Raw genomic sequence first — 19,097 nt, forward strand, 5'->3', positions numbered from 1 at the left:
CTATCCTCGTAATGTCGCCGTCAGCCCTTTGCGCTGGGCACAATCCTGCGCATATGCCAGCAGTTGCGGGGCGTCCAGCGGCTTCTCTGGGGCGGTGTAGGGTTCGCCGAGCAGGTGATACTTGTTCATGCCCAGCGTGTGGTAAGGCAAAAAATGAATGTCGCTGACGTTCAGCTCATCGGCAGCGAAGGCAGTAATGGCGCGTATGGCGTCTTTATCGGCATTAAATCCGGGGATCAGCGGCACGCGGATGGTGAGTTTTTTCCCCACCTGCGCCAGCCGTTTCAGGTTATCCAGCACGCGTTTTGCCGAGCCGCCGGTCCACTGGCGAAAGGCGGCGTTATCGACATGTTTTAAATCCGCGAGAAACAGATCCACAAAGGGCAGGGACGGTTCGATATAGCGCCACGGCACATGCAGGCAGGTTTCCACTGCCGTATGAATGCCGTGCTGATGGCTGGCCTGGAGCAGTTGCTGCGCCAGTTGCGGGTTCATAAACGGCTCACCGCCGGAAAGGGTGATGCCACCGCCGCTGCGGTCATAAAAGGGCTTATCGCGCAAAACGGTAGCCATAATATCGCGCACATCGGGCGTTTCACCGCAGACACTCAGCGCCTGCGTCGGGCAACACCCGGTGAGCGCATCAAGCTGCGTATCATCAAGTTTTTCGCGGTGGATAAGCAAACCGTTCACCGCACGTTCAATCACCTTTGGCGCGGCATGCTGGCATAACTCACACCCGGCAAGGCATAGACGGTTGTCAAACAGTAGATCCCGCGTGCGGCTGCGGCTCTCCGGGTTCTGGCACCAGCGGCAACTTAGCGAGCAGCCTTTCAGGAACACAACGGTACGAATACCTGGGCCGTCATGAGTGGAATAACGCTGGATGTTGAAGATCATAACTTATCTCCATGTGTTTCATATGGAGATTAAATTACTTTCGAATGAAGGTTACTGTGATGAAAGTCGACCTTTTATCGCGATGCCGGATGACGTTGCGCCATCCGGAAAAAGAGGCGGGAGATTAATGTCCGCAGACGTCGCAGTCAGGATTGCGCAGCAGTTTCATTTCGCGGAACTGGCAGGTCATCGCATCATACATGACGATTTTCCCCGCCGCCGGCGTACCGTAATGCGCCAGCACTTTGATGGCTTCCATCGCCTGCAGCGAACCAATCACCCCGACCAGCGGCGCCATGACACCCGCTTCGACACAGGTCAGCGCATTATCGCCAAACAGGCGGCTCAGGCAGCGATAGCAAGGATCGTTTTCGCCCCAGGTAAAGACGCTGATCTGGCCTTCCATGCGAATGGCCGCGCCGGAAACCAGCGGCACGCGATGCTGGAAACAGCCCGCGTTGAGCTGGTTACGAATCGTGACGTTATCGGTGCAATCCAGCACCATGTCATGGGCGGCAATCTGTGTGAGCAGCGCCGTGTCATCAAGCAGGGCGTTGATGGCGGTGTAATGCACATTCGGGTTGACGCGCAGTAACGATTCGCGCGCCGAGTCCACTTTCGCCACGCCGATATCCGCGTCGCTGTGCAGCGTCTGGCGTTGCAGGTTAGAGAGCGCCACCGTATCAAAATCGAGCAGCGTCATATGCCCGACGCCTGCCGCCGCCAGATATTGCGCGGCGGCGCAGCCGAGGCCGCCGAGCCCGACCACCAGTACGCGAGCGGCTTTTAACCGCTCCTGGCCGTCGAAATCAAAACCGCGCAGAATAATCTGCCGGTTATAGCGCATCATCTCCGCGTCGCTGAGTTCTTCAGCCATCTTTAGCCTCCGAAGAGATGGTTAAACATCTCGACATCCACCCATTCACCGGCTTCGACATTGCCACGTTCGCGCTCCAGCACCACAAAGCAGTTACCCTGGCTAAAGGAACTGAAAATATGTGAACCCTGGTGACCGGTGCTGCGCACTTCCAGCGTGCCATCGTCGCCACGGCTTAACACGCCACGCTGAAAATCGAGACGTCCCGGCGACTTTTTCAGGCGCTCCGTCGCACGGGCGCGAAAACGCAGCGGCTGCGTATCGGCGGTGTTACCGGCAAGCTTCGCCAGCAGCGGCTGAACCAGCTGATAAAAGGTGAGCGTCGCGGAAACCGGGTTACCCGGCAGGCCGCAGAACCAGCTGTTCTTCAGTTTGCCAAAGGCGAATGGTTTACCCGGCTTGATCGCCAGTTTCCAGAACGCGATTTCGCCCAGTTCATCAAGAATGGTTTTGGTGTAATCGGCTTCACCCACCGACACACCGCCGGAGCTCAGCACCACATCGGCCTGACTGTCGGCAGCAATAAAGGTGTCGCGCAGTTTCTGCGGGTCATCCGGCACGATGCCAAGGTTAATCACCTCATAACCGAGCTGGCTCAGCATCAGGTGAACGGACAAGCGGTTGGTATCGTAGATTTGCCCGTCAGCCAGCGGCTGGCCCGGCAGCTGCAGTTCGTCGCCGGTGGAAAACAGCGCCACGCGCACTTTGCGCAGCACACTGACATCGGCAATGCCCAGTGAGACAATAACCGGCAGCTCGGCGGCGGTCAGTTTTGTGCCCGCCGTAAAAACGCTGGCGCCTTGTCGAATATCTTCACCCGCGCGGCGGATATTCTGATTAGCCCGCACTTCGGCGGTAAAACGAATACCACTATCGGTCTGTTCTGTTTGTTCCTGCATTACTACCGCGTCGCATCCGGCGGGGATCGGCGCGCCGGTCATAATGCGTATGCACGTGCCTGCAGGCCATTCGCCGTCGAAGGGCTGTCCGGCAAACGCTTTACCCGCCACCGGCAGGGCGTTACCACTTTGTACCTCCGCCAGCCGCACGGCGTAGCCGTCCATCGCCGAGTTATCAAAACCCGGTACGTTCAGCGGAGAGATAATATCTTGCGCCACCACGCGACCAAAGCAGGCCACCAGCGGCAGGGTTTCGCTTTCAGTCAGCGGTGAAATGCGTGACAGCATCTGTGACAGGGCCGTATCGAGCGAGATCAGGCCGTTTGATGATTCCATAGTTAATATCCAGTCAACGCGATGAAGCGGCCATTATGGCAGAAAAGAGAAGGCCTCAACATGCCTTACGCCTACCCCGTTGTAATGACATCGCTTTACATCGTTGTAACGACTTTCTATATTCAGAAATCCCTCCAGGCGCAGAGAAATCCAGGCGGCACAAATGGTTAAAGCGGTAATCGCAATACACGGCGGTGCGGGTGCTATCGGTCGTGCGCAGATGAGCCCGGAAAAAGAGCAACGTTACGTACACGTACTTTCGTCCATTATCGAAACCGGGCAGCGCATGCTGGAATCGGGCGTTAGCGCACTGGATGTGGTAACGGAAGCGGTGCGGCTGCTGGAGGAGTGCCCATTATTTAACGCCGGTATCGGCGCAGTGTTTACTCGCGATGAAACCCATGAGCTGGATGCCTGCGTGATGGACGGCAACACATTACAAGCGGGTGCGGTGGCGGGTGTCAGCCGCTTGCGCAATCCGGTGCTGGCGGCGCGTCTGGTGATGGAGCACAGCCCGCATGTCTTCATGATTGGCGAGGGGGCGGAAAAGTTTGCTTTTTCCCACGGCATGGAAGCGGTATCGCCGAGCCTGTTTTCCACCCCGGAACGTTTTGCACAACTGATGGAAGCGCGGGACGCCGGGCACACCGTGCTGGATCACGGCTCCGCGCCGCTTGATGAGAGTAAAAAATTTGGCACCGTGGGGGCGGTGGCGCTGGATAAGCAGGGCAACCTGGCGGCTGCGACATCGACCGGCGGTATGACCAATAAATTACCGGGTCGTGTGGGCGACAGCCCATTACCCGGCGCAGGCTGTTATGCCAATAACGCCAACGTGGCGGTTTCTTGTACCGGCACCGGTGAAGTATTTATTCGCGCGCTGGCCGCTTACGACATCGCCGCGCTCATGGAGTACGGCGGTTTGAGTTTGCAGGAAGCCAGCGACGCGGTGGTGATGGAAAAACTCCCGGCGCTGGGCGGCAGCGGTGGGCTGATTGCGGTTGATCGCGAAGGCAATGTGGCGTTGCCGTTCAACAGTGAAGGGATGTATCGCGCGTGGGGTTACGCGGGCGATGCACCAAGCGTGGGCATTTATCGTGAATAATGCGAGTGGAGTTGAGCGGATGGAAACCGATGCGAACGTGGTGCTGGATGTCAGTAATCTGAACGTCGCTTTCAGCCATGACAAGCAACTCGTCCCGGCGGTTCGCCATCTCTCCTTTTCCCTCAAACGCGGCGAAACGCTGGCGATTGTCGGCGAATCCGGCTCTGGTAAATCGGTTACCGCGCTCGCGTTGCTGCGCCTGATTGAGCAGGCGGGCGGCGAAGTGAGCTGCGATCACATGCGCCTGACCCGGCGTAACCGGCAGAATGTGGAACTCACCCGGCTGAGCGCATCGCAAATGCGCAGCGTGCGCGGCGCGGATATCGCGATGATTTTTCAGGAGCCGATGACCTCGCTCAACCCGGTTTTTCCGGTGGGCGAGCAGATCGCCGAGTCGATACGCCTGCACCAGAAACTGGGCCGTGAAGACGCGATGATTGAGGCACGGCGCATGCTCGATCTGGTGCGCATTCCCGAATCGCAGGAGATGTTGTCCAGCTTTCCACATCAGCTTTCTGGTGGTATGCGCCAGCGCGTGATGATTGCGATGGCGCTCTCCTGTCGCCCGGCGGTGCTGATTGCCGACGAACCGACCACCGCGCTGGATGTCACGATCCAGGCGCAAATCCTGCAACTCATCGCCGTGCTGCAAAAAGAGATGTCGATGGGGGTGATTTTCATCACTCACGATATGGGCGTAGTCGCCGATGTTGCCGACCGCGTACTGGTGATGAACCAGGGTGAAGCGGTGGAAACCGGCAGCGTTGAGCAAATTTTCAATCATCCACAGCATCCGTATACCAAAGCGCTGCTGGCGGCGGTGCCCAAACTGGGAGCGATGAACGGCAGCACGTTGCCGCGCCGCTTTCCGCTGATTTCGCCGAAAAACCCGGCGCATCAGGAAGCGGAAATCGAGCAGGATACGGTGGTGCCGGGCGAGCCGATTTTGCAGGTGCGCGATCTGGTGGCGCGCTTCCCGCTGCGCAGCGGCATTCTTAATCGCGTCACCAAAGAGGTGCACGCTGTGGAAGGGGTGAGCTTTGATCTCTGGCCGGGCGAAACGCTGTCGCTGGTGGGCGAATCCGGCAGCGGTAAATCCACCACCGGGCGCGCGCTGCTGCGGCTGGTGGAGCACCAGAGCGGTTCCATCACCTTTAACGGTGAGCGCATTGATACGCTGCCGGATAGCAAGATGAAACGCATCCGTCGCGATATTCAGTTTATTTTTCAGGATCCTTACGCCTCGCTGGACCCGCGCCAGACGGTTGGCGATTCGATTATTGAACCGCTGCGGGTACACAATTTATTAGGGGCAGAAGAGGGGCGGCAGCGCGTGGAGTGGCTGCTGGAGCGCGTCGGTCTGAAGCCGGAACACGCCTGGCGCTACCCGCATGAGTTTTCCGGCGGGCAGCGTCAGCGCATTTGCATCGCCCGGGCGCTGGCGCTCAACCCGCGCGTGGTGGTGGCGGACGAATCCGTTTCGGCGCTGGATGTCTCGATCCGCGCACAAATCATCAATTTGCTGCTCGATTTGCAGCGTGAGATGGGCATTGCATTTCTGTTTATCTCGCATGATATGGCGGTGGTAGAACGCATCAGCCACCGCGTCGCGGTGATGTACCTTGGGCAAATTGTTGAGATCGGTCCACGGCAGGCGGTGTTTGAAAACCCACAGCATCCGTATACACGTAAGTTAATGTCGGCGGTGCCGGTTGCCGACCCTGCGCACCATCACGCGCAGCGTGTGTTGTTGTCTGATGACATGCCCAGCAATATCCGCAAGCGCGGCGAGTCAATGCAACGCGTGCAGTTGCAGAACGTGGGGCCGGGGCATTTTGTCGCCCGTTCGACGCCCGGCAGTACGCAATCCCGTTTTTAACTGAGCACTGGCAGGGTTCTTCAGGAGAGCAACATGACACAATTCATTTCACGGCACTGGCGGGGACTCGCCAGCGTGATGTTCGCGCTGACCGCCATCCCGGCCTTTGCGGCGAAAGATGTGGTTGTCGCAGTGGGATCCAATTTCACGACCCTCGACCCGTATGATGCCAACGACACGCTATCGCAGGCGGTGGCGAAATCGTTCTATCAAGGGCTGTTTGGCCTTGATAAAGATATGCAGCTGGAGAACGTGCTGGCAGAGAGCTACAGCGTTTCTGCTGACGGCATGGTCTATACCGTCAACTTGCGCCACGGGGTAAAGTTCCAGGATGGCACTGACTTTGACGCCGCTGCGGTAAAAGCCAACCTCGACCGTGCCAGTAATCCGCGCAACAGCCTGAAGCGCTATAACCTGTATAAAAATATCGCGAGAACCGATGTGGCGGATGCCTACACGGTAAAAATTACCCTGAAGCAGCCTTTTTCCGCGTTTATTAATATTCTCGCGCATCCGGCAACCGCCATGATTTCTCCGGCGGCGCTACAAAAATATGGCAACGACATTGGTTTTCACCCCGTAGGCACCGGCCCGTATGAACTGGAAGCGTGGAACCAGACCGATTACGTGAAAGTGAAGAGATTCGCCGGGTACTGGCAGCAAGGTTTACCCAAGCTGGACTCGATTACCTGGCGGCCAGTGGTGGACAACAACACCCGCGCGGCGATGCTGCAAACCGGCGAAGCGCAGTTTGCGTTCCCCATTCCCTACGAGCAGGCGGAAGTGCTGAAAAGAAACAGCAAGCTGGAGCTGGTTGCCAGCCCGTCGATTATGCAGCGTTACATAAGCATGAATGTCACGCAAAAACCGTTCGATAACCCGAAAGTGCGTGAGGCGATCAACTACGCCATTAACCGCCCTGCACTGGTGAAAGTGGCGTTCGCCGGTTTCGCGACGCCCGCCACCGGCGTTGTACCGCCAACCATTGCCTATTCACAGGCCTATCAGCCATGGCCGTACGATCCAGCAAAAGCCCGCGAGCTGCTAAAAGAAGCCGGTTATCCGCAGGGATTCAGCACGACTTTGTGGTCGTCGCATAACCACAGCACCGCGCAGAAAGTGTTGCAGTTTACCCAGCAGCAACTGGCGCAGGTGGGCATTAAAGTGCAGGTGACGGCGATGGACGCCGGGCAACGCGCAGCGGAAGTGGAAGCCAAAGGGCAGGAACAGAGCGGCGTGCGTATGTTCTACACCGGCTGGTCGGCCTCGACCGGCGAAGCAGACTGGGCGCTATCGCCGCTGTTCGCCTCGTGGAACTGGCCGCCAACGCAGTTCAACACCGCGTTTTACAGCAACCCGCAAGTGGATAAAGACCTCGCCGAGGCGCTAAAAACCACGGATGCTGCGGAGAAAGAGCAGTTGTACAAGCAGGCGCAGGATCTCATCTGGCAGGAGTCGCCGTGGGTGCCGCTGGTGGTGGAAAAGCTGGTTTCAGCGCATAACAAGAAGCTCACCGGTTTCTACATTATGCCCGACACCGGGTTCAGTTTTGATAACGCGGATTTGGTGAAATAACTCACTCCACCTCGCAGAGCAAAAGGAGGCGTGAGGGAACGCACAATGCAAAATTATATTATTAAACGCTTGCTGGGCCTGATCCCGACGCTACTGATTGTGGCGGTGCTGGTGTTTCTGTTTGTCCACTTGCTGCCGGGCGATCCGGCGCGGTTGATTGCCGGACCGGAAGCCGATGCGCAGGTCATTGAGCTGGTGCGCCAACAGCTTGGGCTGGATCAGCCGCTGTGGCGGCAGTTCTGGCACTACATCGGCAATGTGCTGCAGGGCGATTTTGGTATCTCGATGGCCTCGCGCCGCCCGGTGGTGGATGAAATCGCCAGCCGCTTTATGCCGACGCTACTGCTGACCATTACCAGCATGTGCTGGGCGATGCTGTTTGGGCTTGGCGCGGGGATTGCCGCCGCCGTGTGGCGCAACCGCTGGCCGGATCATCTGGGGATGGCGCTGGCGGTAACGGGCATGTCATTCCCGGCGTTTGCGCTCGGCATGTTGCTGATGCAGATCTTCTCGGTTGAACTCGGCTGGCTGCCGACCGTCGGTGCTGACAGCTGGCTACACTATATTTTGCCGTCGTTAACGCTCGGTGCGGCAGTGGCGGCAGTGATGGCGCGTTTTACCCGCGCCTCGTTCGTGGAAGTGCTCAATGAGGACTACATGCGCACCGCGCGTGCCAAAGGCGTGAGCGAGCGCTGGGTTATTCTCAAACATGGTCTGCGCAACGCGCTGATCCCGGTGGTCACCATGATGGGGCTGCAATTTGGCTTTTTGCTCGGCGGCTCCATTGTGGTGGAGAAAGTCTTCAACTGGCCGGGGTTGGGGCGTTTGCTGGTGGACTCGGTGGAGATGCGCGACTACCCGGTGATTCAGGCCGAGGTGCTGCTCTTCTCACTGGAGTTTATTCTTATCAACTTGGTGGTGGATGTGCTCTACGCCGCCCTTAATCCCGCGATCAGGTACAAGTAAGGATGCGATTATTAAACTGGCGTCGACAGGCGGTTTTAAACGCCATGCCCGTAGTCAAACCGGGGCATGTGCGCACGCCGTGGCATGAATTCTGGCGGCGTTTTTGCCGCCAGCCGCTGGCGATGACCGCCGGGATTTTTGTGCTGCTGCTGATCCTGCTGGCGATTGTCGCCCCGTGGATAGCCCCGTTCGATGCGGAGAACTATTTTGACTACGACCGGCTCAATGAAGGGCCGTCTCTGGTGCACTGGTTTGGCGTTGATTCGCTGGGGCGCGACATCTTAAGCCGTGTGCTGGTCGGGGCACAGATTTCGCTTGCCGCCGGTCTTTTTGCGGTGCTGAGTGGCGCGCTCATCGGCACGGTTCTGGGGTTGCTGGCGGGTTACTACGAAGGTTGGTGGGATCGTCTGATTATGCGCATTTGTGATGTGCTGTTTGCGTTCCCCGGCATTCTGCTGGCGATTGCGGTGGTGGCGGTAATGGGCAGCGGCATGGCAAACGTGATCATCGCCGTGGCGGTGTTCTCCGTGCCGGCGTTTGCCCGTCTGGTGCGCGGCAACACGCTGGTGCTCAAGCAACAAACCTTTATCGAATCCGCGCGCAGCATCGGAGCCAGCGATGCGGTGATCCTGTTTCACCATATTCTGCCGGGCACGGTGTCATCGATTGTGGTCTATTTCACCATGCGTATCGGCACCTCGATTATCTCAGCCGCCAGCCTCTCATTTTTAGGTATGGGCGCACAGCCGCCAACGCCGGAGTGGGGCGCGATGCTCAGTGAAGCGCGTGCGGATATGGTGATTGCGCCGCATGTGGCGCTGTTCCCTTCGCTGGCGATTTTTCTGACGGTGCTGGCGTTTAACCTGCTGGGTGATGGCCTGCGCGACGCGCTGGATCCGAAAATTAAGGGGTAGGAAATTCCCTCTCCTGCATGAGGAGAGGGAAGAAAGGTTTTAAACGCGGGAGCCCCACAGATCGTATTCGTCGGCGTTTTCCACCTTCACGCGGATAATGTCGCCCGGTTTAACACCGGTTTCGCCATTCAGGTACACCGCGCCGTCGATTTCCGGGGCGTCTGCCATGCTGCGGCCAATCGCGCCTTCTTCGTCGACTTCATCGATGATCACCAAAATTTCGCGACCGATTTTTTCCTGCAAGCGCTCAGCGGAGATCTGCTGTTGCAGTTGCATAAAGCGGTTCCAGCGCTCCTCTTTCACCTCTTCCGGCACCTGATCCGCCAGTTCGTTGGCGGTTGCGCCTTCTACCGGGCTGTATTTAAAGCAGCCGACGCGATCCAGACGCGCTTCTTTAAGGAAATCGAGCAGCATCTGGAAATCTTCTTCGGTTTCGCCAGGGAAACCGACGATAAAGGTGGAACGCAGGGTCAGTTCCGGGCAGATTTCACGCCACTGCTTAATGCGCGCCAGTTGCCTGTCGACCGCGCCGGGGCGCTTCATCAGCTTGAGAATGCGCGGGCTGGCGTGTTGCAGCGGGATATCCAGATACGGCAGGATTTTGCCTTCCGCCATCAGCGGAATGACATCATCAACGTGCGGGTACGGGTAAACGTAGTGCAGACGCGTCCAGACACCGAGTTTCGCCAGTTGCTCGCACAGGCCAACCATGCTGGTTTTCACCGGCTCGCCGTTATGAAAGCCCATGCGGTGTTTTACATCCACGCCGTAAGCGGAGGTGTCCTGCGAGATCACCAGCAGCTCTTTCACGCCCGCATCGACCAGACGTTTGGCTTCGGATAACACGTCGCCAATCGGGCGGCTCACCAGATCGCCGCGCATCGACGGGATAATGCAGAACGTGCAGCGGTGGTTACAGCCTTCGGAAATTTTCAGGTAAGCGTAGTGGCGCGGCGTCAGTTTGACGCCCTGTTCCGGCACCAGGCTCAGGAACGGGTTATGCTTCGGTTTCGGCACATAGTGGTGAACATGTTCCAGCACCTGCTCATAGCTGTGCGGCCCGGTTATCTCCAGCACTTTCGGGTGCACTTCGCGGATCTGATCCTCTTTTGCGCCCAGGCAGCCGGTCACAATCACCTTGCCGTTTTCATTCAGCGCTTCGCCGATGGCTTCCAGCGACTCTTGCACCGCGCTGTCGATAAAACCGCAGGTGTTGACGATAACCATGTCGGCGTTGTCATAGCTTGGCACCACGTCATAGCCTTCGGTGCGCAGCTCGGTGAGGATACGTTCGGAATCCACCAGGTTTTTCGGGCAGCCCAGCGAGACAAAGCCGATTTTCGGCTGCAGGTTCACATTGCTCATAGTTCAAAAAGTAATCAGTTATAGGATCTTAGGGCAGGGATTGTACAGGGCTCTCGCCTGGATTTATAGGGTAATTAAGCGGGAGCGCGGGGAATTCTGAACAGCAACATTCGGCTTATGGGCGGGAAAGGTGTAGCTGACGCGGTAATGTGGAGTGAAACCCCATCAACGGCTCTCTTGTTACAGCGTCGGGATTTGCGAGCACGCTTCCAGTAATATCAATCTATTCATTAAGTTAGCTGTAATCCCTTGTTGCTTGTAGTGTTACGCTTTATGTGTGCCCTGCACCTGCAAAATCAGGCGTCGGGATTAGCCTCCTCGCAACCGTGTGGTAACACGTAGTGTCACGCGTCCGCTCATAGCGCTTTTGACCCTATGAAAAGCCATGTTGACAGCCTGCTGCGTTGATGGTTGTATTGTACAACTATCTACTCCCCTTTGAGGTAACAACGTGGCTGCTGACCAATTGATCAACAATATTCGTAGCGCATCAAGGCGGATGGTGCGTGAGCTGGGCTTTATGAACAGTACGCTTGCGGCGACGGATTATTCGCCTTCCGCCGTACATACACTGCTGGAAGTGGAAAAGCAGGGCGCGATGACAGCAGCGCAACTGGTGCAGATCCTGGGGCTGGAGAAATCAAGCGTCAGCCGTATGCTGAGCCGGCTTATCGCCGCCGGTGAATTGCAGGACGTTCCCTCGGCTGAGGATGCCCGTTATAAAACGTTGCAGCTGACTGCGCAGGGTAAAGCGAGCGTCGCGCGCATTAACAGCTACGCCGCCATGCGGGTGCGCGAGGCGCTGCAGCACCTGACTTCTGCCGAACAGGAGGCGGTAGCTCGCGGCTTGTCGGCCTATGCCACAGCGCTTGAAGCCTGCCGCCAGGGCGCGCCACGTCCTGCCCGTGAGAAACCGGAAATCGTCACTGGTTACCTGCCGGGAATGATTGGCCGCATCAGCGAAATGCACGCCAGCTACTATTCGCAACATTATGGTTTCGGCTATTTTTTTGAAAGCAAAGTGGCTGCGGGCCTGGCCGAATTCGCCGGGCGTCTTGAGAGCGTGCGCAATAATATTTGGCTCGCGGTACATCAGGGCAAAATCGTCGGCTCGCTTGCCATTGATGGGGAAGATTTAGGCAATAACGAGGCGCATCTGCGCTGGTTCATTCTTGACGATGAATGCCGTGGCACCGGTATTGGGCGGCAGTTGCTTGCCAAAGCGATGCAGTTTTGCGATGAACAACAGTTTTCCGCCGTGCAGCTGTGGACATTCAGCGGGCTGAACGCCGCGCGCGCACTTTACGAATCTTTCGGCTTCACCCTGAGCAAGGAGTGGCAGGGCGAACAGTGGGGACGCGCTATGCTGGAACAGCAATTTACCCGCAGCGGGGAAATTGTGCAGCGTTAAGCCCGTTGCGCTATTAGCGGTTAGTCGCTAATAGCGCCTTATATGTCCCGGGAAGGCAGGCTTTTAACCGCTATGCCTGGACTTTATTTTGCCGTTTTTTCGGCGATCTTTTTATCGATATAGGTTTTGAGGATCTGCTGCTGCGCCGCGACGACATCACTTGATGACACCGCTTGCAGCAGCCCGGCGAGTGTTTCATTGTCTGGTCCCTCCGTTACCGTAATTTTCAGGGTATACGGCGTCACTTTTGCCAGCTCAATGGTTTTGCCGTGCGTAATTACCGCTTTTTGATTGTAATAGTGACCAACCTTTACTTTATCGAATTCCATTGTGATATCGTTACCGCCAAAATCTATTGCCACGGTTAACCCGTGATGATTATTCATGCCGTATGGCCGCAGTTGTTTGGGGTAAAAAAGAGAATACGGAACAAACGATAATCGCTCTTCGCTACGCTGTATTTTAATTTGCATGGCAAAACCGAGATCGCTGGTTAATTGCCCGGCCAGAAGTTTGTTATTGTAATATCGATAGGGTAATCCGGGGGTCGCTAGATTATTTTTTCCCGTACCGCCAAACTCACCATAAACCAGCGTTAAACATTGCGCGTTGGAAATTAGCGTAGTTTCATTCGGATAAATATAAGCATTTACCGGATAGGGCTTTGCCATATTGCTGCCAACTTTAGATATTAGCGAAAACCCATATTTAAGGGTTTCACTGAGGATCGGCGTAGCCACCGCTAATAATAGCGCGGCGGCTTCATTAGAACCTCTGTCCTCATCTAACGAAGCTGGGCAGGGATCTCCCGATATAAACGCGCGCATCTCTTCAATTCCGCCCTCTTTTATTGCCTGTGGGTTATAACTCACAGTGTTTACATGCTCACTTGCACACCCTGCCAGGAGTGCGCTGATAAAGAGAAGTGTTCTTTTTACAGGCATAGGGGATTACCTCTTAAAAGGGGAGTTTTGATTTCGGTACAGCGTAATTAGCCAGTAATTTTTCGGTGTCTAATTTGCACATCTCTTTACTGAGGGTCTGTTTTGATGAAATATGTATGCCACTTATTACCACGCTATTTTCTTTTTTGCTTTTCGTGATATTAACAATTGGTGCCCCGGAAAAACCCTCAAGCACCGTACACAGATGAATAAGACAGTTATCGTTGATATAAACCACTTTGCAGCTTTTATTTTGTTGATTATCAGTTGCCGCCATATTAGAGGCCGGATAACGATCCGGGATGGTTTCAAGGGATGAAATAGCCACGCCTGGTATCCATAATTCATCATTAACATCGGCTTGTTGCCACTGAAGAGGGGGCGAGGCAATGTTGATTTTATCAATGGTTAACGCAGCATAATCGCAATAACTTCCCTCGGTTTTAAAACACACTTTGCCATTTTTTTTACTGACTTTCCTCGACTCGCCATTACTAAAATATGCCGTATCAACATTACAATGCGCAGCGGTAACAACGGTGGTGGTGTTGATTAAAAAGCCGGTACACGCTTCTAATGAAGATCGCAGATAAACAACCGAAGGAATAAATTTAGCGGCATACGCAAATGTGCCGAAGTTATTCTTTTCCAGCTTTTTTTGACAGCGGGTAATGACTAATTGCGCCGATTCTTTATTGCCGCGGGTACGATAAAAGTCAGCCGTCGCTGAATCACAGTCTGGCGTATTTTCCGCAATGCTGCTTGCCGGTAACTTCAGTTTCGCCATGACATTTTTATTATCTTCGTTACGCGTCGGGTATTGATTAATACCCTCCTGCTGCATGTCGCGGATGGCCAGATTGAACAGAATTGATTCATGCTCAGCAGATTTTATTCCCTTATCAAACGGGTGTTTTTTGAGTAAATCATCCGTCTGGTATTGCTCAATATCTAGCCTGTTATTGCCGAGGGTGCTGGTTTCGCGAGCATCCACCTGATTGATTACGCTACATAAAATAAGCAGCAGAAGAGAGGGTATCGCTCGCATGGTAACGATCCAGATTGCGGGGGGATTGCTGAATTATCAGACGCAGCGGCGCAAACTTTTCTCATACGAAAGTATGATTTTTGTTGCCAGGTAAGCAGCCTGTTGCCTTTATCAAACGAGGCCACAGGAAAGGCCATTTTGGTTGCAATCAATAATGATTCGCATTAACTTTGCTGCCGTTGGTTTCTTGCTCCAGGGAAGGATAATGTTCATGCGTTCATTTAAAAAAAGCTCTACATTCCTGCGATTAAGCGCGTTTAACGCAGGCGGTTTTTCAACCTTTAGCGCAGTGATTCGCCAGTTGGCGGCGGTTTTGCTGTTGCTCTGCGCGGCTAACGGTTATGCCCGCCCGGACATGACGCCGTTGGGGCCGAATATCGCCGACAAAGGCTCTGCGTTTTACCATTTCACCGTCAACACCTTTGATTCCGCCGACGGCAAGCGTCACTACAAAGTGTGGACTGCCATCCCGAATAAAAAACCGCCCGCCAGCGGTTACCCGGTGCTCTATCTGCTGGACGGCAACGCGGTAATGGACCGGTTATCTGATGAGCTGTTGCAAAAACTGTCGCTGCGCGATCCGCCCGTGCTGGTGGCGATTGGCTATCAGACCGATCTGCCGTTTGATTTAACCGCCAGAGCGTATGATTACACGCCCGCAACGCAAAGTAGCCCGCAGAATTTGCGCGGCAGAGCCGGTGGCGGTAGCGCGCTTTTCCGCACATTACTGGAGCGCACCATTGCGCCACAGGCTGAAAAAGATCTCGCTATCGACCCGCAAAAGCGGGCGCTGTGGGGTCACTCTTACGGGGGATTGTTCGTGCTGGAGAGCTTTTTATCGTCCGACTTTTTTCACACATTTTACTCGGCCGTGCCTTCGTTGGATCGTCATAACGCTGTGATGCTCAACGCACTTGAGCAGGTCAATGAAGCGCAGGGCAGCCAGAAATCACTGTGGTTTATGGAAGGCGATGGCGACAGCAATGCGCGGGACGAAAACGCCACGTCAGACGTGTTAAACGCACTAAGCCAGACGGTTTCACGCCTGCGTAGCAGAGGAATACCGGCGACTTACCGGCTTTATCCCGGCCTGACGCACGGCGCGATGTTTGACGCCTCGATGCACTCGGCACTGTTAGATATTTCCGGCGAGACACTTGCCGAAGCACAGTAAAAGAGGCCGCGAATGCGGCCTTCAGCGGCTTAGCTCAACGCATAAATCGCGGCGAAAATGGTGGCGGGAATGCACCAGTCTTTGGTGAACTCTTCAAGCGCTTCCAGATTCTCTTTGAAATGCGCCAGCATGATATCAATGGCCTGCGCTTCGTCTTCTGCCTGGGTTTCAAACGGCATTTTGCGAAAGCCTTCAGCTTGAAGCTGGCGTACTTCTTCAGCGGACAAGGCTTTTTTCTCATAGACATTCACGGCAATGTCACTGGAGTAGAACACATAGGTTTTCATGACATCTTCCTTGTAAATGAAACGGTTAGGGCAATTGCGTTATCGGCATCAGGCTACGTTGGTTTACCCCTGCACGGTGTAAATTATTACTATGCGCTTCGCTTGCGCGGTAAAAAAGCCCCTGGTTTTCGTCTTTTCTCGTGCTCACCGGCGCACAAAATTCATGCTAATTTGAACGTTTTCCGTACGTGATAAGGGCAGATCTATGGCAAGTTTCGACGTTCAGGAATGGCGTAAAGAGGATTACCTGGTAACAACCGACGCCGAAAAGCAGGATATTTCTGCTATCCACCGTTATCTGACGCGATCGACATGGGCGGTGGGGATTGATCGGGAAACAGTGGCGATCTCTGTGCAAAATAGCCTTAATTTCGGCCTTTTTCATGGTGATGAGCAGATAGGTTTTGCCCGTTTAGTCACCGATTACGCCACCTTCGCGTATCTGTGTGATGTGTATGTGCTGGAAGCGTATCAGGGGCAAAAACTGGGGAAATGGTTAATCACCTGCTGCCATGCGCACCCGGTTTTTGAAAAACTGCGGCGGATTGTTCTCTTTACTTCCACTGCGCCCTGGCTGTACGCGCAGGCGGGTTATGTGCCAATCAACCGGCCCGATTACACATGGACGATTGCCCGCCCGGATATCTACAAGAGCAGGAGCAACCCGACTGAAAAGTAACGGGCTTACACCATCGCGGTAAAATTGGGCGATGCATTTAGCGCCGCGTTGCCATTGCTATGCCGTTCCCGCGCTGGTAAAACCGTCTGGTTTAGCAACACCGGAAAGGGAAAAACGATGCGCACGGCAATCATTAAAATTCTGGCGGGGCTGCTGTATGTGGTGCTCGCCTTTTTTATTAGCGCTGTCATCAAGCCGGTTAACCAGTTCTGGGAATGGTCATCGGGCTGGTTATTTGATCTGCTCTGGCGGCATCAGCTGATTACCGATACCTACGAATGGGGAATGGATCCGCCGAGCACCATTATGCTGGTGATAATTGTGCTGGTGATCGCCTGGCTTCTAGCCCTCAGCGTCAACGTACTGCGGGCTAAAATCGGGCGCTGAGTGCCGCATTTTACCATCCGTATTCTGAATAGGGTTGCCCGGCGGCGATCTGCGCAATCGCCTGTTTGACATAGCCAATCGTGTTTTCAGGTAAATCGTCAATGGCGTGCCAGCATAAATCGCCATGCTTCTCCGGCTCGGCGATAAACGGTTCGCCCTGCCAGCGTGTGCAACTGAAAAAGTGCCCCATCCACGAGCGATTCTCAGTCCAGACGTGTAGCGTATGCGCCAGGTGAAGATCATCCGGCGAGATAATAACGCCTGTCTCTTCGTTGGCTTCCCGCGCCGCTGCTGCCCCCAGCGTTTCGTACTGCTCCAGCCCGCCGGCGGGTAAGCTATAGCACCCGTCCATCCAGCCTGTTCCGGTGCGCTTAAGCATGCAAATCTGGTTCTCTTTTCTCAGCAAAACAAATACCGCAATCGATAAGTTATAGCGTTCTCGCTTCATTTGATTTCCACTATTTTTCCCATTCCGTGACGCACTCCTGCGGCAGCCAACCCTTTTCCCCGTCCGCTTTCTGCGCGTAATACCAGCCGTTAAGGGCGTGAATCAGCGTAAGTGAGTCTCCCGCATGCACGGTCAGTTCATGAGCACAGTAGTCGTCAAGCGCACTTCCTTCACACGCGCTGAGTGGTGCGAAAAGCTGCTGCGGCGCCCAACCGCTTTTCCCCGACGCTAACGTCACCCACACCCAGCCACGCCACTGCAAATCACAGTGGCTTATCAGCACGCGCTCGCCTTTGCCGACCGCAATCGGATCGGGATACGCCGAAGTGTAATCACGGGTAACTTTCGCCTGGGGTGGCACCGCTTTACACCATGCCATTATTGCCGTGACGCAAAAATGCCGGGCGCTGGTTTAATCGTTCAAACCACGCGTCGATAGCGGGAACGGGCGGGTGGTCAAACGGCGTCATTTTCCAGCGGTTGACCGACAGCCCCAGTACCACATCCGCCAGCGTAAAGGTGTCGCCTGCGGCGAATGCTCCGGTGTGCTGCAACTGCTGTTCCAGAATACCGATGCAGTGATTCCACTCTTTGATGCCTGCTTCGATGGCTTTCGGGTCGTTAAATGCCGGGTTTTTGCGCGCCAGCGCCGGGAAAACGTAACGCCAGGCGTTGTTGAACTCGGTGGCCTGCCAGTCCATCCAGTGTTCGACGTTGGCGCAGGCTTGCGGCTCACCGGGGAGCAAATCCTCACGCCCGGCTTTACGCACCAGATAACGGCAAATCGAGTTGGACTCCCGCAGTACGAAACCGTCGTCTATCAGCACCGGTACCATCGCGTTGGGGTTCATGGCGCGGAATTCTTCCGTTTCCGTGGAGGCAAAACCGCTGCCGTAATCTTCCTGCACATAATCCAGCCCGGCTTCTTCGCAGGTCCAGAGCACTTTGCGCACATTTATCGACGTCGTTTTACCAAGAATTTTAAGCATGTTGCAGGTGTCCATTCGTGTAATTAATCGTTTAAAAACAATACACCAGACAAATGCTTTCTGACCACTGGCAGATGAGTGGCAACTCGCCACGTTAACTCACAGTAAACGCCATGAATAAAGCAAGAGACAGTGCGCAAAGTACGGCGAAAGATACGCCAGTATGGGAATCGCCATCCAGTAAAGTGATGCTGGTATTCAGGCTCTGCTGGCGACGGGTAAGATTGAGCGAGTGAGTTGATTCATTTGGTAAATTTATGAATTGCGGGGGGCGCACAGCATGATAACTTACCGTGAATGGCGGTCACTGCTCACTTTAAGTGAAATGTAAAGGTCCGGCAGACAAAATTAAATATTGACCAGACGCATGCTTTTGTTCAAAAAGCGACCATACTATGATCCTACACTGGCTGACAAGGGGGGAAGATATATGACCGTTGATGAACTTGCGCGTCGTCTGCTGACGAAGTTGATTGCTGCCCGAAGTGACCTTGCGGCCTATATCCAGATGCGAAAAGCGAAAGGGTATATGTCGGTCAGCGAAAATGATCGTCTGCGTGAACGCTTCTTTGCCCTGGCGCTGGAGATCCGCGATAAAGGCGAACGGTTAAACGAAATGCCGGATCGCGACTCACGCAGTGCGATATACCGCGCCGAGGAAGCGCTCTCTTCAGCAGCTGTTTGTCTGATGAGCGGGCGACAGGATTGTCCCACCTACATTTCGGTGAATGTCGATAAGCTGGAACGTTCCCTGAATGTGCTTAATTACTGCATTCAGTATCTGAACGAGCATTCACCGCTCGAAGAAGCCTGATACCAGGGGGAGGAAACTCCCCCTTTCTGCGTCTACCTCCTCCGCGTTGCTCCCTAGTTTAACTGCAACAATCGCGATGTGCATGCGGTTGTGTATAGGG

General features: G+C 55.0%; 21 protein-coding genes. 11 read left to right on the forward strand and 10 right to left on the reverse strand.

The features are described from left to right. The 3 genes from JKP81_RS10545 to moeA all read right to left on the reverse strand — a co-directional run bounded on the left by JKP81_RS10545 (nucleotide 1) and on the right by moeA (nucleotide 3,012). Nucleotides 1–900, reverse strand: a complete 900-nt coding sequence (locus JKP81_RS10545; protein ID WP_200551682.1) for a glycyl-radical enzyme activating protein — start codon at nucleotides 898–900, stop codon at nucleotides 1–3. Nucleotides 901–1,024: 124 nt separating this feature from the next. Continuing rightward, complete coding sequence (moeB, locus tag JKP81_RS10550; RefSeq protein ID WP_200551683.1) at nucleotides 1,025–1,777, reverse strand: molybdopterin-synthase adenylyltransferase MoeB; 753 nt, start codon at nucleotides 1,775–1,777, stop codon at nucleotides 1,025–1,027. A gap of 2 nt (nucleotides 1,778–1,779) precedes the next feature. After that, nucleotides 1,780–3,012 carry a molybdopterin molybdotransferase MoeA gene (moeA, locus tag JKP81_RS10555; protein ID WP_200551684.1) on the reverse strand — a complete coding sequence of 411 codons (1,233 nt, stop codon included), beginning with the start codon at nucleotides 3,010–3,012 and terminating at the stop codon, nucleotides 1,780–1,782. Between the two features lie 163 nt (nucleotides 3,013–3,175). On the opposite strand from moeA, the gene iaaA reads away from it, so the two are divergent. From iaaA to gsiD, 5 genes are read left to right on the forward strand one after another with little or no spacing between them, the layout of a single operon-like run. Then, the gene (iaaA, locus tag JKP81_RS10560; protein ID WP_200551685.1) at nucleotides 3,176–4,117 is read left to right on the forward strand and encodes a beta-aspartyl-peptidase; all 942 of its coding nucleotides are present in this window, start codon (nucleotides 3,176–3,178) and stop codon (nucleotides 4,115–4,117) included. A 19-nt stretch (nucleotides 4,118–4,136) separates the two neighbouring features. Then, nucleotides 4,137–5,996, forward strand: a complete 1,860-nt coding sequence (gene gsiA / locus JKP81_RS10565; protein WP_200551686.1) for a glutathione ABC transporter ATP-binding protein GsiA — start codon at nucleotides 4,137–4,139, stop codon at nucleotides 5,994–5,996. Nucleotides 5,997–6,029: 33 nt separating this feature from the next. Further along, the gene (gene gsiB / locus JKP81_RS10570) at nucleotides 6,030–7,571 is read left to right on the forward strand and encodes a glutathione ABC transporter substrate-binding protein GsiB (protein WP_200551687.1); all 1,542 of its coding nucleotides are present in this window, start codon (nucleotides 6,030–6,032) and stop codon (nucleotides 7,569–7,571) included. A gap of 45 nt (nucleotides 7,572–7,616) precedes the next feature. After that, the gene (gsiC, locus tag JKP81_RS10575) at nucleotides 7,617–8,537 is read left to right on the forward strand and encodes a glutathione ABC transporter permease GsiC (protein ID WP_200551688.1); all 921 of its coding nucleotides are present in this window, start codon (nucleotides 7,617–7,619) and stop codon (nucleotides 8,535–8,537) included. Nucleotides 8,538–8,539: 2 nt separating this feature from the next. Further along, nucleotides 8,540–9,451 (forward strand): glutathione ABC transporter permease GsiD, encoded by a 912-nt coding sequence (gene gsiD / locus JKP81_RS10580; RefSeq protein ID WP_200551689.1) that lies wholly within the window; start codon nucleotides 8,540–8,542, stop codon nucleotides 9,449–9,451. A gap of 39 nt (nucleotides 9,452–9,490) precedes the next feature. Here gsiD and rimO read toward each other — a convergent pair whose 3' ends face one another. Continuing rightward, nucleotides 9,491–10,816, reverse strand: a complete 1,326-nt coding sequence (gene rimO, locus JKP81_RS10585; protein WP_017456054.1) for a 30S ribosomal protein S12 methylthiotransferase RimO — start codon at nucleotides 10,814–10,816, stop codon at nucleotides 9,491–9,493. 499 nt (nucleotides 10,817–11,315) lie between these two features. Here rimO and JKP81_RS10590 point away from each other — a divergent pair, with 499 nt between their 5' ends. Beyond that, nucleotides 11,316–12,227, forward strand: coding sequence for a helix-turn-helix domain-containing GNAT family N-acetyltransferase (locus tag JKP81_RS10590; protein ID WP_234455600.1), 912 nt, complete (start codon nucleotides 11,316–11,318; stop codon nucleotides 12,225–12,227). 83 nt (nucleotides 12,228–12,310) lie between these two features. On the opposite strand, the gene JKP81_RS10595 is transcribed toward JKP81_RS10590, so the two are convergent. Next, on the reverse strand, nucleotides 12,311–13,171 hold the full coding sequence (locus JKP81_RS10595) for a hypothetical protein (protein WP_200551691.1): 861 nt from the start codon (nucleotides 13,169–13,171) through the stop codon (nucleotides 12,311–12,313). Nucleotides 13,172–13,184: 13 nt separating this feature from the next. Continuing rightward, nucleotides 13,185–14,219 carry a serine protease gene (locus tag JKP81_RS10600; protein ID WP_200551692.1) on the reverse strand — a complete coding sequence of 345 codons (1,035 nt, stop codon included), beginning with the start codon at nucleotides 14,217–14,219 and terminating at the stop codon, nucleotides 13,185–13,187. 205 nt (nucleotides 14,220–14,424) lie between these two features. On the opposite strand from JKP81_RS10600, the gene JKP81_RS10605 reads away from it, so the two are divergent. Next, nucleotides 14,425–15,393: an alpha/beta hydrolase gene (locus JKP81_RS10605; protein ID WP_305067924.1), complete on the forward strand. Its 969-nt coding sequence runs from the start codon at nucleotides 14,425–14,427 to the stop codon at nucleotides 15,391–15,393. A 29-nt stretch (nucleotides 15,394–15,422) separates the two neighbouring features. Here the strand turns inward: JKP81_RS10605 and JKP81_RS10610 are convergent, their stop codons facing one another. Beyond that, nucleotides 15,423–15,680, reverse strand: a complete 258-nt coding sequence (locus tag JKP81_RS10610) for a hypothetical protein (protein WP_200551693.1) — start codon at nucleotides 15,678–15,680, stop codon at nucleotides 15,423–15,425. A gap of 205 nt (nucleotides 15,681–15,885) precedes the next feature. On the opposite strand from JKP81_RS10610, the gene JKP81_RS10615 reads away from it, so the two are divergent. Then, complete coding sequence (locus tag JKP81_RS10615; protein ID WP_200551694.1) at nucleotides 15,886–16,359, forward strand: GNAT family N-acetyltransferase; 474 nt, start codon at nucleotides 15,886–15,888, stop codon at nucleotides 16,357–16,359. A gap of 117 nt (nucleotides 16,360–16,476) precedes the next feature. After that, nucleotides 16,477–16,746 carry a hypothetical protein gene (locus tag JKP81_RS10620; RefSeq protein ID WP_200551695.1) on the forward strand — a complete coding sequence of 90 codons (270 nt, stop codon included), beginning with the start codon at nucleotides 16,477–16,479 and terminating at the stop codon, nucleotides 16,744–16,746. Between the two features lie 10 nt (nucleotides 16,747–16,756). Here the strand turns inward: JKP81_RS10620 and JKP81_RS10625 are convergent, their stop codons facing one another. Genes JKP81_RS10625 through JKP81_RS10635 form a run of 3 tightly spaced genes read right to left on the reverse strand, consistent with a single transcriptional unit; the run spans nucleotide 16,757 to nucleotide 18,183 of the window. Continuing rightward, entirely contained in the window at nucleotides 16,757–17,194 is a 438-nt protein-coding gene (locus JKP81_RS10625) for an NUDIX domain-containing protein (RefSeq protein WP_200551696.1), read from the reverse strand. Nucleotides 17,195–17,204: 10 nt separating this feature from the next. Next, complete coding sequence (locus tag JKP81_RS10630; RefSeq protein WP_200551697.1) at nucleotides 17,205–17,573, reverse strand: SH3 domain-containing protein; 369 nt, start codon at nucleotides 17,571–17,573, stop codon at nucleotides 17,205–17,207. Beyond that, a complete protein-coding gene (locus JKP81_RS10635; protein WP_200551698.1) occupies nucleotides 17,560–18,183 on the reverse strand; it encodes a glutathione S-transferase family protein in 624 nt (207 codons plus the stop codon). The genes JKP81_RS10630 and JKP81_RS10635 overlap by 14 nt, the downstream gene beginning before the upstream one ends. Before the next feature lie 113 nt (nucleotides 18,184–18,296). Between JKP81_RS10635 and JKP81_RS23710 the strand changes: the two genes are divergently transcribed. Both JKP81_RS23710 and JKP81_RS10640 read left to right on the forward strand, forming a co-directional pair. Continuing rightward, the gene (locus tag JKP81_RS23710) at nucleotides 18,297–18,419 is read left to right on the forward strand and encodes a hypothetical protein (protein WP_255563090.1); all 123 of its coding nucleotides are present in this window, start codon (nucleotides 18,297–18,299) and stop codon (nucleotides 18,417–18,419) included. 194 nt (nucleotides 18,420–18,613) lie between these two features. Beyond that, nucleotides 18,614–18,997, forward strand: a complete 384-nt coding sequence (locus JKP81_RS10640) for a biofilm formation regulator BssR (protein WP_017456065.1) — start codon at nucleotides 18,614–18,616, stop codon at nucleotides 18,995–18,997. Nucleotides 18,998–19,097 lie beyond the last annotated feature (100 nt).

The organism is Kosakonia sp. LAM2021 (assembly GCF_016620385.1).
Taxonomy (GTDB): Bacteria; Pseudomonadota; Gammaproteobacteria; order Enterobacterales; family Enterobacteriaceae; genus Kosakonia; species Kosakonia sacchari.

Coding starts and splice junctions, on each gene's coding strand:
- JKP81_RS10545 (WP_200551682.1), bottom strand. CDS start 900: ATGATCTTCAACATCCAGCGTTATTCCACTCATGACGGCCCAGGTATT.
- moeB (WP_200551683.1), bottom strand. CDS start 1,777: ATGGCTGAAGAACTCAGCGACGCGGAGATGATGCGCTATAACCGGCAG.
- moeA (WP_200551684.1), bottom strand. CDS start 3,012: ATGGAATCATCAAACGGCCTGATCTCGCTCGATACGGCCCTGTCACAG.
- iaaA (WP_200551685.1), top strand. CDS start 3,176: ATGGTTAAAGCGGTAATCGCAATACACGGCGGTGCGGGTGCTATCGGT.
- gsiA (WP_200551686.1), top strand. CDS start 4,137: ATGGAAACCGATGCGAACGTGGTGCTGGATGTCAGTAATCTGAACGTC.
- gsiB (WP_200551687.1), top strand. CDS start 6,030: ATGACACAATTCATTTCACGGCACTGGCGGGGACTCGCCAGCGTGATG.
- gsiC (WP_200551688.1), top strand. CDS start 7,617: ATGCAAAATTATATTATTAAACGCTTGCTGGGCCTGATCCCGACGCTA.
- gsiD (WP_200551689.1), top strand. CDS start 8,540: ATGCGATTATTAAACTGGCGTCGACAGGCGGTTTTAAACGCCATGCCC.
- rimO (WP_017456054.1), bottom strand. CDS start 10,816: ATGAGCAATGTGAACCTGCAGCCGAAAATCGGCTTTGTCTCGCTGGGC.
- JKP81_RS10590 (WP_234455600.1), top strand. CDS start 11,316: ATGGTGCGTGAGCTGGGCTTTATGAACAGTACGCTTGCGGCGACGGAT.
- JKP81_RS10595 (WP_200551691.1), bottom strand. CDS start 13,171: ATGCCTGTAAAAAGAACACTTCTCTTTATCAGCGCACTCCTGGCAGGG.
- JKP81_RS10600 (WP_200551692.1), bottom strand. CDS start 14,219: ATGCGAGCGATACCCTCTCTTCTGCTGCTTATTTTATGTAGCGTAATC.
- JKP81_RS10605 (WP_305067924.1), top strand. CDS start 14,425: ATGTTCATGCGTTCATTTAAAAAAAGCTCTACATTCCTGCGATTAAGC.
- JKP81_RS10610 (WP_200551693.1), bottom strand. CDS start 15,680: ATGAAAACCTATGTGTTCTACTCCAGTGACATTGCCGTGAATGTCTAT.
- JKP81_RS10615 (WP_200551694.1), top strand. CDS start 15,886: ATGGCAAGTTTCGACGTTCAGGAATGGCGTAAAGAGGATTACCTGGTA.
- JKP81_RS10620 (WP_200551695.1), top strand. CDS start 16,477: ATGCGCACGGCAATCATTAAAATTCTGGCGGGGCTGCTGTATGTGGTG.
- JKP81_RS10625 (WP_200551696.1), bottom strand. CDS start 17,194: ATGAAGCGAGAACGCTATAACTTATCGATTGCGGTATTTGTTTTGCTG.
- JKP81_RS10630 (WP_200551697.1), bottom strand. CDS start 17,573: ATGGCATGGTGTAAAGCGGTGCCACCCCAGGCGAAAGTTACCCGTGAT.
- JKP81_RS10635 (WP_200551698.1), bottom strand. CDS start 18,183: ATGCTTAAAATTCTTGGTAAAACGACGTCGATAAATGTGCGCAAAGTG.
- JKP81_RS23710 (WP_255563090.1), top strand. CDS start 18,297: ATGAATAAAGCAAGAGACAGTGCGCAAAGTACGGCGAAAGATACGCCA.
- JKP81_RS10640 (WP_017456065.1), top strand. CDS start 18,614: ATGACCGTTGATGAACTTGCGCGTCGTCTGCTGACGAAGTTGATTGCT.